Source organism: Chitiniphilus shinanonensis DSM 23277, assembly GCF_000374805.1.
In the GTDB taxonomy this organism is placed as follows: Bacteria; Pseudomonadota; Gammaproteobacteria; order Burkholderiales; family Chitinibacteraceae; genus Chitiniphilus; species Chitiniphilus shinanonensis.
The window spans coordinates 15,232-28,113 of record NZ_KB895360.1; the positions used below are offsets into that span (position 1 = coordinate 15,232).

Annotated in this window: 8 protein-coding genes; all 8 read right to left on the bottom strand. The window is 68.5% G+C overall.

Annotation, left to right across the window (positions count from 1 at the left end; all coding sequences use genetic code 11):
- Nucleotides 1-60: 60 nt before the first annotated feature.
- The 8 genes from tssA to C556_RS0118000 all read right to left on the bottom strand — a co-directional run bounded on the left by tssA (nucleotide 61) and on the right by C556_RS0118000 (nucleotide 12,145).
- Nucleotides 61-1,191 (bottom strand): type VI secretion system protein TssA, encoded by a 1,131-nt coding sequence (gene tssA, locus C556_RS0117965; protein WP_018749638.1) that lies wholly within the window; start codon nucleotides 1,189-1,191, stop codon nucleotides 61-63.
- Nucleotides 1,192-1,423: 232 nt separating this feature from the next.
- Nucleotides 1,424-5,326, bottom strand: coding sequence for a type VI secretion system protein (locus tag C556_RS0117970; RefSeq protein WP_026263197.1), 3,903 nt, complete (start codon nucleotides 5,324-5,326; stop codon nucleotides 1,424-1,426).
- A gap of 808 nt (nucleotides 5,327-6,134) precedes the next feature.
- Complete coding sequence (locus tag C556_RS21090) at nucleotides 6,135-7,019, bottom strand: DotU family type IV/VI secretion system protein (RefSeq protein ID WP_085951171.1); 885 nt, start codon at nucleotides 7,017-7,019, stop codon at nucleotides 6,135-6,137.
- A gap of 96 nt (nucleotides 7,020-7,115) precedes the next feature.
- Nucleotides 7,116-8,540 (bottom strand): type VI secretion system baseplate subunit TssK, encoded by a 1,425-nt coding sequence (gene tssK / locus C556_RS0117980; protein ID WP_018749640.1) that lies wholly within the window; start codon nucleotides 8,538-8,540, stop codon nucleotides 7,116-7,118.
- Nucleotides 8,541-8,608: 68 nt separating this feature from the next.
- Nucleotides 8,609-9,229 carry a hypothetical protein gene (locus tag C556_RS23280; protein ID WP_157236262.1) on the bottom strand — a complete coding sequence of 207 codons (621 nt, stop codon included), beginning with the start codon at nucleotides 9,227-9,229 and terminating at the stop codon, nucleotides 8,609-8,611.
- Between the two features lie 695 nt (nucleotides 9,230-9,924).
- A complete protein-coding gene (locus C556_RS0117990) occupies nucleotides 9,925-10,323 on the bottom strand; it encodes a DUF4150 domain-containing protein (protein ID WP_018749642.1) in 399 nt (132 codons plus the stop codon).
- Between the two features lie 164 nt (nucleotides 10,324-10,487).
- A complete protein-coding gene (locus C556_RS0117995; RefSeq protein ID WP_018749643.1) occupies nucleotides 10,488-11,039 on the bottom strand; it encodes a DUF3540 domain-containing protein in 552 nt (183 codons plus the stop codon).
- Between the two features lie 26 nt (nucleotides 11,040-11,065).
- Nucleotides 11,066-12,145 carry a pentapeptide repeat-containing protein gene (locus tag C556_RS0118000; RefSeq protein ID WP_018749644.1) on the bottom strand — a complete coding sequence of 360 codons (1,080 nt, stop codon included), beginning with the start codon at nucleotides 12,143-12,145 and terminating at the stop codon, nucleotides 11,066-11,068.
- Between the last annotated feature and the right edge of the window lie 737 nt (nucleotides 12,146-12,882).

Here is a 12,882-nt window from a genome sequence, read left to right on the forward strand (position 1 = left end):
CTTCTTCTCCCCTTCATTCAACAGGCGCCACGGTCAGTCGCGCCAAATGGACAACAAGGGCTAGCCCTCGCGCTTGCCCGCCTCCAGCCCCAGCACCTCGAAAATGCTCAACTGCCCGCCCAGCCGCAGGAACACTTCCTGGTACAGCTCCACGGTGTTGAGGTTGCCCCACTCGATGGCGCGGCGGATCAGGTAGGGCACGGGGCTGTGCGGTTCGATGTGTTGCAGGTAGTCGGCGGCCTCGGACAGCCGGGCGTAGGCGTCGGCGCGGCCGGCGATGGGGCCGTTGGGGCCGCCCACCGGCGGGTAGAAGTCGTCCTCCTCCACCAGCGGGTCGGCGCTGGCCGGCTCCGGCTGCGGCGCGGCGAAACGCAGGGCTTCGCCGTGGATGCCGCGCTTGTGCAGCTCGCCGCCGATCAAGCCCTGGATCTGCTCCAGCATGCCGGCCAGGGTGCGCAGGCTGGGGCCGTCGGCGCCGAACAGCGCGTCGGCGCGCGCCGCCAGCGTGGCGATGGCGTCCAGCGCGTCGGCCAGGGTGCAGTACAGCCAGCCGTAGGCGTCGCTGGCGGTGGCGCTGACCGCGGCGCTCACTTCGGCCAGCGACGGCCCTTCCAGCGCGGGGGCGTTGCGCGTGCCGGCCGCGCTTTTCACCTGCTCGTTGCGTCGCGCCTGTTCCCAGTCGGCCCAGCTGAAATCGCGGTCGCGCCCGGTGGCGGTGATGGGAATGCAGCGCAGCGCGGGCAGCAGCTTTTCGTTGGCCCAGCCCAGCATGTTGGCGCGGTAGTCGAGGTCGCCGCCTGGCGCCGGCGGGTACAGCCCGTCCCAGAAGCGCTCGCACAAGGCGTCGATCAGCGCGACGCAGGCGGCGATGCCGGCGAAGCCGTTGCGGTTGATCTCGGCCTCCAGCAGCCAGATCGCCAGTTGCAGGTCTTTCGACTTGCCCGCCAGCGCGCCGGCGGCCAGGTGGCTGACCCGGTCCCAGTCGGCACGCTTCAGCTCGTGCTCCCAGGTGCCCTGCGGCAGCGTGGCGTCGTCGGCGCGCCGCGCCTCCTCGATGCCGCGATAGACGGCGCTGCCGCGCAGCGATTCCCCGGCCGGGTTATCGCCGGCAATGGGCGCCAGCAACGCTTCAAAATCGCGCTCGAGGTTCTCGCGGCAATAGCGGTCGATGCGCGTGGAAAGATCAGTCATCGCCTTGTTCCTTTAAAAAACCAAAAAACAAACCTGGGGAAAAACAAACCTGAAAAACAAATCTGTAGACACAGAGAACGGGGAGAACACAGAGAGCACAGAGAAAACCAGGAAGGATTTCCCCCCAGGGTTCTTTTCTCCTTGGTTTTCTCCGTGTTCTCTGTGTGCTCCGTGTTCTCTGTGACCCCGGATGTGGAAGTTGCCGTTGAAGTTGAAGTTGTCCTCATCGCCGTCACCACAGCAGCGGTGCCGTGCGCGGGAAGGCGTCCGGCAGGGTCAGCGCGGTCATGGCGCGGGTTTTCGGGTCCTGGCCGGACAGCTTCAGGCCCAGGTAGGCGCGCATCGGGCGTTGCTCTGTGCGGCCGTCGGGCTGGCCGGGGTTGGCGGTGGGCACGTTGAACTCCAGCAGCAGCCGGGTCGGGTCGGTGGGATCGCGGGTCAGCGTGCCGCGCGGGGCGTGGGTGCGGATCAGGCGCAGCAGCGCCCATTCGCCCAGCGACACGAAGCTGGCGGTGCGGCCCTTCACTTGCAGGTCGTCCTGGCGGCCGTCGGCCAGCGGGTACCACATCGAGCGGTCGGCCCATTGCAGGTCCAGCACCAGCATCTGGCCGTAGGGCCATGGCAGCGTGGTAGCGCGGTTGGGATAGCCGGCCATGCGCTCGCCGCTGGTGAGGGTCCAGTTCACCAGTTGCTCGCTGCCGGGCGAATCGGCCACTTCGGCGCGGAAGGCCACATCCAGCTGCACCGGCTGGCTGATGTCGCCGGCCACCAGGTTGCTCTTGAAGAACGCGTTGATGGCGTCGAGCTGCGCCAGGAAACGGTTGGCGGCTTCCAGATGCTCCACCGGGATGTCCTCCAGCAGCTTTTCCAGGTCGGCGCGCTGCGCCTCGTAGTCGGCGAAGAACTGCTTGACCGTGCCCAGCGGCGCGTCGCGCGCGGTCAGCGGGCCGAACGGGTAGCGGCCGGACAGATCGCGGTTGAAGCGGGTGGCGAAGTCGCGCCAGGCTTCGAAGGCGGCGGCCTTGCGCTGGTCCTGGCAGCGCCACTTCACCTGCTGCTCCAGCAGGCGCCGCCGCTCGGAGAACAGGTCGTTGCCGAATTCGGGCGACTTGTAGTCGGCCAGCGTCTTGCGGCAGTTGGCGTAGTCCAGCGCGGCGAACTGCTTGAGGAACAGGTTGTCCAGCTGGCCCACCTGCCCGGCCGGCTCCTTGAACTGCACGTAGCGGTTCAACTCGTCGATGGTGTTGGTCCAGTAGGTGACGGTCTGGGCGTTGTCGAGCTGGGCGTCGTCGATGACGGCGGCGTTCTTCAGGAACACCACGTAGGGGCTGGCGTAGCCGGACAGCACCTCGCCGCGCGATACCTGCCGCGCCAGGTAGTCCTTGGTCACCGGGGTGGTGCCCAGCGAGAAGAAACTGCCGTCGGTGGGGCCGTTGCTCGGGTCGTACAGGCGGCTGGCGCCGGCCAGCGCGTCCACCCGCGCCAGCGTGTCGCCGGCGTAGTCGCGCACGCACTGGGTCACCTTGGAGCGGCTGGCGGCGAAGCCCATCTGGTCGTACAGCCGCAGCACCGACAGCAGCGGATCGACCACGCGGGAGAAATCCTCGCTTTCGCCGGACAACTGCTGGTCGGCGTTGGACAGCGTCTGCAGGCTGACCTGGGTCAGCGTCGGCTGGTCGGCCTCGGGCTTCTGCGCCAGCAGCATCACGTGGTCCATCACGCTGTTGAGCTGGCGGCGCGCCAGGCGGTCGAACAGCGGCCGGTCGATGGCGCTGGCCTGCGGCGCCACGCCCTGGCGCCGGGCGTAGTCCTGGTATTCGCGGGCGTAGCGCGTGGCGGTGGCCAGCGCGGTGGGACGCCAGCCGGACATCGCCGGGCGGCAGGTGAACGGGCGCGGCTGCTGCACCTGCATGTAGTCGAGCGCCAGCAGCGCGTTCAGGCCGCTCATCTCCGGCAGCAGCGCCGGGTTGAGCACGTAGCCCTTGCCTTCCTGGGTGAACAGCAGGCCGTAGGGCGGCAGTTGCAGCGACACCAGCTTGTCCATCGCCGGGCGGTAGCAGACGTCGTCGTTGAACTTGGCCACCGAGTTGTGCAGTAGCGCGTACTCGTGGTTCTGCCCGTCCAGGTCGCGCACGTAGTTGCCGAAGGCGGTGCGGATGCTGCTGCACGGATCGGCGCGTCCGCCGCTGCGCAGCCATTCGCCGCGCACCCAGCCCAGCCACCAGGTGAAGTGGTTGGTGTTCTCCAGCACCGGCTCCTGCAAGGCCAGCAGTTCGCGCAGCAGCGCCTGGCCCTGCCCGACTTCGTCGTCCAGCGCGCTGCGCAGCTCCATGGCGCGCTGCTCCAGTTGCCGGGCGAACTGGGTGGGCATGGCCTGGGGCAGCACCAGCGGCTGGTCGTACTCGACGTTGGCCAGCGCCTCGCCGTAGGCGCCGCGCTCGTGACGCAGCTCGGCCGGCGGCGGCGCGCGGTACACGTATTCCAGCAGGTGCGCGAACATGCGCTTTTCGTCGGTGTTGGGCAGCGACGACGGCTTGGACACCTTGTCGAAGATCTCGATGTTGGCTTCCAGCTGGCGCACCGCTTCCAGGTTCTCCATCAGCCGCTTCAACGCCACCTGGTAGGCGCGCGCCGAGGTGTTGCCGTCGGGCTGGCCCAGCTCCTGGAAGGTGTAGGTGGCGCGCTGCTGCAAGTGGCAGGCCACGCTGGGCATGATCACCTGCTCGAAGGCGTCGTCGGCGATCAGCTGCGCCGCCTGGCGCCGCGCCGCGGTATCGACCAGCGACACCGGAATCGCCCAGTAGCCCAGGTCCGGGTCGATGCGCGCCAGCTGCTTGAGCAGCCCGTAGACACTGTCCTTGCTGGCGCAGTGGGTGGTTTCCTGGCGCTTGGCGATGATGCGGATCTCTTCCAGCGAATCGGCCAGCAGGTCCACCTGGCGATACAGCGAGAACGCCGACCACGCCAGCGCCACCGTCAGCAGCCCGGCCAGCACGCAGCCGGCCACCTGCATGCCGCGGATCAGCTTGTTGCGCGACCACACGCCGTTGCGGGTGCGCCGCGCCAGCAGCGGCTCGGCCAGCACCTTGCCTTCGATCACGTCATCGACGAACGACACGTCCTCGCGCCGGTCGCCCGGCTGCCCCACCGCGCCCTCGGCCGGCACGCTGCCGCTGAAGTACATGCCGCGGAAGAAGAAGCCCGCGTGCCACGACGACGAGCGGAACACGATGGTCAGCCAGCGCGCCAGCGGCTCCTGCAACTGCTGGAAATGACGCGGGAACAGGAAGAATTCGTCGGTGCGGTCGATGTGGTCCAGCTCGGCCGCGCTATCGAGTTGCAGCGTCTTCAGGCGTTCGAACAGCACGTCGAACGCGTCCTCCGTCCATTCCTGCGCGGTGCGGCTTTCCGCGCTGGCCGGCGCCGACCAGCCGAACATCTGCCCGGTCTTGCGCGAGGCTTCGTCGTCGCGCTCGCGCAGCGCGCTCCAGTAGGCCGAGAACCCCTGCACCGCGTCGCACTGGGTGACCATCACGTACACCGGCAGCGCGAACTCCAGCTTCTGCTGCACCTGGTACAGCTGGCGGTAGACGCGGTCGGCCAGATCCTCCAGTTCCTCCTGCCCGGCGGTGAGCAGCGTGCGCGCCGACACCAGCACGATCAGGCTGTCCAGCGAGCGCTCCGGGCGCAGGTCGTTCAGTTGCTGCAACAGCGCGCGCCAGGATTGTTCCTCCGGCGTGTTGGGCAACGCGCAGGCCCAGTCGCCGCGCGGATCGATCAGCACGCCGTGGTTAAAGAAGTGCCAGTCGGTGCCGATCGCCTGCAAGCGCCGCTCGCGGTAATCCGGATCGCGCCGCAGCAGCGGCGAGGTGGACGCCACCAGGCTGGACTTGCCGGCCCCCGCCTCGCCCAGCAGCAGCACCCACGGCTGCTGGTAGCGCCATTCGCGGCGGGTGGCGATGTAGTCCAGCGAATCGAGCCAGCCCCGCGCCCGTTCGCGCAGCCTGCGCTTGGGCGCCGGCCCGCCGGTCTCGGTGGAAATGGGCACCCCGCGCCGGGCCCGCCAGATCAGCCACCCGGCGATCAGGGCAACGAGGGCGGCGGCCACGAGCAGGCCGATGAAGAGGTGGTTCATGGGGACACCTGTGCGGTGGGGCGGGGCCGGCGCGCGGCGTGGCGGGAGGCCGGCTGCGCGCGAGGCGTGGGTTGTTGGGTGGCTTTGGTGAGGGCTTTAGTGGGGGTTGCGGCGGTAGTTGTAACGGCAACGACAACAGCAACTGCAACACCTGAAACGCCTAGCGCCTGCGGCGCGGGTTGTTTGATGCCCTTCGCGACCGGGCGGGCCGGTTCATTTCTTTTGCTTCTCCAAAAGAAACGAACCAAAGAAAAGGAGCCCCGCGTCTGCGCCCCTCCGGGGTGCCCTACGTCGGTCGCGAGCCTAAGGTCTCGCTCCACTCCTCGGCGCCACGTAACGGGAGGAACCCCCGTTGGGTGCGGCGGGAAGTTGGAAAAAACAAAGAGTGTTTTGCGCTTTTGGGTCAGCAAAAGGCGCGCGCGCGTCTGCTGGCCGTCGCACGCGTCACCCCTTCCCTTCAAGGGGAGGGGACGGGGAAGAGGATGGTCTGCCCGGGGCCCCTCAGCAGCGCCGAGAGGAAGACAAGCGGGCGGGAATTCGGCGAGGACTGTCTGAGTGAGCGCAGCGAGCGAGTTCCGCAGCCACCGCCCGATTGTCTGGAGCGAGGGGACCCCGGCTTGCCGGGGCGCGTATGCGGGGCGGCCTTTTCTTTGGTTCGTTTCTTTTGGCCGCGCAAAAGAAATGAACCCGCCCGCACGGCGGCAGAGGGCGTCAATCATCCGCGCCGCAGGCGCTAGGCGTTTAAACGCCTTTGCAGTTGCAGTTGCAGGCACGGTCGCCATCACAGCAGCACTCATCATCACCCGTCTCAAAACTGGATCACACCCTTCAACGGCGTCAGCGCCGCGAACCAGATCGCCTTGCCGGCCAACAGATAGATCAGCAACGCAATCCCCCCCGCGATCAACCACGGCGACAGCGGCGCCAGGCGGTCGCCCTTGCCCTCCCCGCGCTTGCGGTGCTCCGGCGCATACGCCTGCCAGAACAACTGGCGGTCGTCGCGCTCCTGCGCCCGGCTCTGCACGAAGGTGTGCAACGCCATGCGCTCGCGGCGCAGACGCTCGTCCCAGTGGCGGCCGCGGTAATAACCCTTGAAGCCCAGCTGCAACGCCAGCAGGAACACCGCCGCCAGATCGCGGTGCAACTCGTTGCGCGTGCCGGCGTGGGTCTGCAACAGGCGCTCGGACAGCTCAAAGAAGCGCCGGCCGGCGCAGCGGGTGTGGAACAGCTTGTATTCCAGCAACACCTGCAACCACGGCTCGCGGCCCGGCCAGTCCAGTTCGAGGATGAACACCTCGTCCGCCAGCGCCACCATCACGTAGCGGGCGATGTTGTAGGCGCGCATGTCGGCGTCGGAGCCGTTGTCCTTCACCCGCCGCGCCTGGCTGGCGAGGATGGCGGTCAGCCGCGCGCTCACCCGCGACGCCAGCTCGGCGCCCCGGGTGGGCGGGGCCTCGTCGCCCACCGCCAGCAGGCTGGGCAGCTTGCCCTCGCGCACCGCCAGCTTGATGGTGGCCACCTCCTCGTAGAACTCGGCGAACAGGCCGAGCAGGAAGTGCGCCGCGCGGCCACGGGCGCGCGCGCCTGCCCTGGCCCCACCACCGCTTGGCTGCGGATCGGCGGCAGCAGGCCCCCGGCCAAGCCGGGCGCTCACCGGCATCGATACGCCAGAACCGGCACGCTCCTGGTTCATTCCCACATCCCCCCGCCCTCGCCGCCGCGAGGGAGCCTCGCTACGCTCGAAAAAGGTGCCTTCCGACCTTGCCGGATCGGCGGCTCAATGCTGGCATCAGCCATGAGTCGGCTCCGCGATCGCCGCCTTGGCCGGCGCGGCGGGCTGTTCGGCCTTGTTGCGGAACAACAGGATCGCCGCCGGCTCGCCGCGATCGGCGGTGCCCAGCACCACCAGCTTCTCGCCCGGCTGGTAGGCGTCTTCCAGGTTGCCGTTCACCTCGATGCGCTCGTTCTTCACCAGGAAGAACGCCCCGCCCGGCGGCAGCTTGCGCAGCACCATCTCCGACGACGACAGCGCCTGCACCGTGGCGCCGGTGAGACGGCGCGCCTTGAGCACCGGCATCAGCGCCTCGCGGCCGATGCGGCACTCGGTCAGCCAGCGCGCCATGTCGGTCAGCGTCTGGCCGGTGCGCGCCTTCAACTCGATCAGCACCTCGCCCGGCACCTTGGGCAGGCGGTGGTAAAACACGCCGTCGCCCTGGTGGACGAAAGCGTCGCTGTCGTAGCGGGTGTCGATCAGCGCCATCTTGTCGCGGATGTACTGGATGGCCCGGTCGAACTGCGGCTTGCAGTCGCTGTGCTGGTAGCGATCCGGAATCGGCGGCACCGGGTTGGCGCCGATCGACGCCGCCGCGCCGACCACGTTCATCAGCGTGGCGTACAGCTGTTCGGGATGGGTGTCGCCACTGGCCACCGCCACTTCCAGCGCCGGCAGTCCCAGCGCCAGGTAACGCGCGGCGCGCAGCGCCCGGCGCTCGTCGCCGGCCGGATCGTCGTGCTGCGCGTCGCGGCGGTCGCTGCGATCGCCCGCCAGCGTGCGCACCTTGTTCCACAACTGCCCCGCCAGCGTGCGCAGCTGCGCGTCCAGCCCGCTGTCCTCCAGGAAGGCGCTGGCGCCCATGCGCAGCAGCGGCGGGTGGTAGTCGGTCAGGCGGATCAGGCCCTTGTCGTCGCGCACCACCTCGGCGATCGGGCACGCCACGTAGCGCGCCGGCACGTCGCCGACGATCAGCGTCAGCCGCGGCCGCAGCCGGTTGATCTCCACCGCGCCCTCGCCGGTGTTCTCGTCCGCCGCCAGCTCGCCCGCCACCGGGTCGAAGCGCTGCACCGCGCTGCCCAGCGTGGCGGCGCTGTCCAGCCGCGCCGGCACCGCCAGCCACACCTTGAGCGGCCCGGACTTGTTCTCCAGCGGCTTCTTCAGATCCACCTCCAGCGAGGCGTGACCGTAGTTGCCGGGGTAGAGCACCGCCAGGCCGTCGGGCATCAGGCAGTCGATCGACTGCACCGACAGCGTGCCGCCCTCGATGCGCTTGGTATCCAGCCGGAATTCGCGCACGCCCCAGAAGTTGGGGTTGCGGCACAGCAGGCGGTGGGTGAGCTGCTGGTGCAGGTAGATGTCGTGTTGTTGCAGGTGCTGCGGCGACAGCAGTTGGCCTTCGAACCATTGCAGGGCGTCGGGCAGGGCGATGGTGTGTTCCATGGTGGAGTCCTCGAAGGGTTATCGGGTCGCGGCGGCGCGCGAGCAAATCGTGGAAAAGTTCGGTCGGTTCACGGCGCGGCCTCACCCACCTGGATGTCGCCACTGCGCAGCCGCAGCGTGGGTTTGCGGTAGCGGGTGAGATCCAGCACCGGCTGGCCCTTGGCGTCGATGTAGTTGGGGAAGGCATAGATGCCGACCGCGTCGCGGTAGCGCTTGGGCAGCGGCACCGGATCGACCACCGCCGCCGGCGGCAGCTGCAACGGCACCACGTCCACCGTCGGCCCCAGCGTCGCCAGCAGCGCCGTCTTCTGCGAAAACCAATCCGGCCCGGTCTTGGGCAGCATGGCGATGCCGTTGGCGCTGTAGACCAGCACCACGTCCATGGCGGTGGCGGTGTTGCCGTTGGCGTCGGTATCGACCAGCACGCGCATGCCGCGCAGATCGGTGCGCGGCGGGTCGCCGTAGACCCATTTCTTGACGGTGGCGACGGTGCCGCAGCCGGTGAGGAGGGAGGCGGTCAGCAGGGTGCTGGTGAGGGTGTGGAGCCAGGTGGGTCGGTTTTGGGTTGCCGGGGCGGCGGTGTGGCCGGCTGCATCAACGGCAACTTCAACTGCAACACCTGAAAAGCCTAGCGCCTGCGGCGCGGGTTGTTTGATGCCCTTCGCGACCGGGCGGGCCTGAACAACCACCCCACTAAACGCCGAGCGCCTGCGGCGCGGTGGATTGACGCCCTCTGCCGCCGTGCGGGCGGGTTCATTTCTTTTGCACGGCCAAAAGAAACGAACCAAAGAAAAGGCCGCCCCGCATACGCGCCCCTGCGGGGTACCCTCGCGCCGGACAATCGGGGCGGCGGCTGCGAAACTCGGTCGCTGCGCGCCCTCAAACAGTCCTCGCCGAAACCCCGCCCCGCTTGTCCTCTGCTCGGCGCTGCTGAGGGGCCCCGGGCAGACCATCCTCACCCCCAGCCCCTCCCCTTGAAGGGAAGGGGTGACGTGTGCGACGGCCAGCAGGCGAGCGCGCGCCTTTTGCTGACCCAAAAGCGCAAACCAGTGTTTGTTTTTTCCAACTTCCCGCCGCACCCAACGGGGGTTCCTCCCGTTACGTGGCGCCGAGGAGTGGAGCGAGACCCTAGGCTCGCGACCGACGCAGGGAACCCCGGAGGGGCGCAGACGCGGGGCTCCTTTTCTTTGGTTCGTTTCTTTTGGAGAAGCAAAAGAAATGAACCGGCCCGCCCGGTCGCGAAGGGCATCAAGCAACCGCGCCGCAGGCGCTAGGCGGTTAAACGCCTTTGCAGTTGCAGTTGCAGTTGCAGTTGCAGTTGCAGTTGCAGTTACAGCACCCCTGACAATCGCAAAGGCAGCAGCAGCAATCATCCTCATCCCCCTTACCCCAACAAAATCACCCGCACCTGCGCGGGCGTGATCGACATGCCGGCCGTGTTCGGCAACATCCCGTTCTGCAACGACAACGACGTCAGCCGGTTGGCGAACACCCCCCCCACCAGCATCTTGATGCTGCCCAGCAACTGCCGATCCGGCCCCACCACGATGTTGGAGATCAGCCCCGTCGCCACCCCCGGCTCGTCGCCGTTGCTGACCGTGCCCTGCGTCAGCATGTTTTCCGCCAGCCCGCAGCCGAACAGCACGTTGAACACCGACGGCACGTGGGTGGTGGACATCGCGATATTGGGAAACGGCAGCGGAATCGGCCCCACCGGCGTGGGCACCTTGCACACGTCGGGAAACGCGAAATTCATGACGCCGAGGTTGTTGTTGGCAAACATGGTCTGGTCCTGTGATGCGTTGGTGTTCTTTGTTACCGGGAAGAGGGAAGGGAGAAGGGGGAAGGGTAAAAGCCACCCCCAAAACCCGCCGCAGCCCCGCCTTTGCAGTTGCTTTTCACCCTTCCCTCTTCCCCCTTCCCTCTTCCCAGCGGGCAAAGCGCCCGCTACCCCACGCTGATCCGATCCGCATCCACCTTCACGTCCTTTTCCGCCGTCAGCAGGGTCTGCTTGCCGTGCATGCGCAGCAGGGCGCGCACGCTGAGCAGGTAGTGCTCGGCGCGGGCGATGCGGTGGCGGGTCTGTTCGACCAGGGTGTCGGTGACGCTGGTAAAGAGGTTGCGGGCGTTCAGGTGCACGGTGCCGGTGGCGGCGTTGAGGTGCAGGTCGCCCAGCGCGCGCACCTTGACGCTGTCGCTGGCGTTGAGCGCGATCCGGGCCTGGCTCAGCGACAGGGTGGCGGCGCCGGGCACGCTCAGCACCGCCTCGTCGTTGGCGCGCGCCAGCAGGTGGACGATGAAGCTGTCGCCGTCGGCGCAGCCGGCCACCAGCGCGCGGTCGCCCGCCTGCGGCTGCACCAGGCACGACGCCGCCTGCTGGGCGATGCGGCCGTCGTGCAGCAGGAAACGGCCGTCGTCGAGCGCCACCGCGATGCGCGCGTCGCTCCACTGCGGCATGGCCACGGCCTGGGTGGCGGGGGTGTCTTCGAGTCGCATCATGATCTCTCCTGGGTGTCCCATCGTTGTCATCGCCCCGGCGCGGCGGCACGCTGCGCGGCCAACAGGCCGGCTTCGGCGGCGAGCAGGAAGTCGTCGGTGCCGCGCGCGCTGCCGCGCCGGGCGCCCTGCCAGGCGACGCGGGTGAACGCGGTGTTGTGCAGGCTGGCGTGGTCCAGCCGGGCGCGGCCGAAATCCAGCGCGTCGCCCTGGGCATGGTCGAAGCCGGCGAAGGTCAGGTCGCAGCCGGCGAACGACACCCGCTCCAGCCGCGCCTGGCGCCACACCGTCTTGACCAGCGTGGCGTCGTCCAGCAGGCAGTCGGCCAGCGCCGCCTCCTGGAACACCGAGCCGGAGAAATCCGCGCCGCGCGCGTCCACGCCCTGCCACTGCGCCGCCAGCATCAGCGCGCCCGCCCCCGCCAGCCGCGGCATGCGCGTGCCGGCAAAGCGCGCGCGGTGGCAGTTAGCACCGGCCAGCACCGCGCCCGACAGGTCGGCCTCGCTGAAGTCGGCCTGCTGCAAGGTGCAGCGCGCCAGCCGCACGCCCGCCAGCGCTTTGCCGGCCAGGTTGGCGCCGATCAGCACCGAGGCGTCGGCATCCAGCCCGGCCAGGTCCACCGGCGCCAGGTCGACATCCTGGAGCGCCACCTGATCCAGCCGCGCGCCGTTCAGGCGCAGCCCATCGGCGTTGCCGCCCAGCAGCACGCAACGCGTCAGCCGCGCCTCGCCGAAGTCCGCGCCGGCCAGCTCGCATTGCGTCCACATGCTGGTGTTCAGCACCGCGCCGCGCCATTGGCTGAACGGCGCGGCGCACTGCATCCACGACACCAGCTCCCCGCCGGCCCAGCGGGTGTGCGGCAGACGGCATTGCAGGAACTGGGTGGTGTGCAGCGTGGCCTGGGTGAAGTCGACGCCGGAGAGGTCGCAGTCGATGAACTGCGTCTGCGACAGATCGACCCCGGCGAGGTTGGCGCCGGCCAGCCGCACGCGATGGAAGGTGAGGTGCGCCAGCGAATGGCCGCGCGCGTCCAGGTCGGTGAGGTCGGCTTCGGTGACGACGCGGCTCAAGCGTCGGGCTTTGTCGAGGGTGGCCCAGAGGTCGGTCATTGGCGGGGTTCCTTGTCATGGCGGAACACCCGCGATTCAGAAGCAACGGCAACGTCTGAAACGCTGAGCGCCTGCGGCGCGGATGGTTTGATGCCCTCAACGGCCGGGCGGGCCTGAACAGCCACCCCACTAAACGCCGAGCGCCTGCGGCGCGGTTGATTGACGCCCTTCGCGACCGGGCGGGCCGGTTCATTTCTTTTGCACGGCCAAAAGAAACGAACCAAAGAAAAGGCCGCCCCGCATACGCGCCCTTCGGGTTCCCTCGCGCCGGACAATCGGGGCGGCGGCTGCGAAACTCGCGCGCAAGCGCGCTCAGACAGTCCTCGCCTCCATCCCGTCAAGCCGGGACACCGCGTCGCTAGGCGGCAAGCCGCCAAGCTTTGGCGTTGCCCCGCCCCGCTTGTCCTGTGCTCGGCGCTGCTGAGGGGCCCCGGGCAGACCATCCACTCCCCCGGCCCCTCGCCTTGAAGGCGAGAGGGGACGCGTGCCAGTACCCGCGGGTTTATCAGCGCCTTTGGCTGCCCCAAAAGTACAAAACCGAGTTTGCTTTTCACCACTTCCCGCCGCACCCAACGGGGGTTCCTCCCGTTACGTGGCGCCGAGGAGTGGAGCGAGACCTTAGGCTCGCGACCGACCGAGGGAACCCCGGAGGGGCGCAGACGCGGGGCTCCTTTTCTTTGGTTCGTTTCTTTTGGAGAAGCAAAAGAAATGAACCGGCCCGCCCGGTCGCGAAGGGC

Coding starts and splice junctions, on each gene's coding strand:
- C556_RS0118000 (WP_018749644.1), bottom strand. CDS start 12,145: ATGACCGACCTCTGGGCCACCCTCGACAAAGCCCGACGCTTGAGCCGC.
- tssA (WP_018749638.1), bottom strand. CDS start 1,191: ATGACTGATCTTTCCACGCGCATCGACCGCTATTGCCGCGAGAACCTC.
- C556_RS21090 (WP_085951171.1), bottom strand. CDS start 7,019: ATGAACCAGGAGCGTGCCGGTTCTGGCGTATCGATGCCGGTGAGCGCC.
- tssK (WP_018749640.1), bottom strand. CDS start 8,540: ATGGAACACACCATCGCCCTGCCCGACGCCCTGCAATGGTTCGAAGGC.
- C556_RS0117970 (WP_026263197.1), bottom strand. CDS start 5,326: ATGAACCACCTCTTCATCGGCCTGCTCGTGGCCGCCGCCCTCGTTGCC.
- C556_RS0117990 (WP_018749642.1), bottom strand. CDS start 10,323: ATGTTTGCCAACAACAACCTCGGCGTCATGAATTTCGCGTTTCCCGAC.
- C556_RS0117995 (WP_018749643.1), bottom strand. CDS start 11,039: ATGATGCGACTCGAAGACACCCCCGCCACCCAGGCCGTGGCCATGCCG.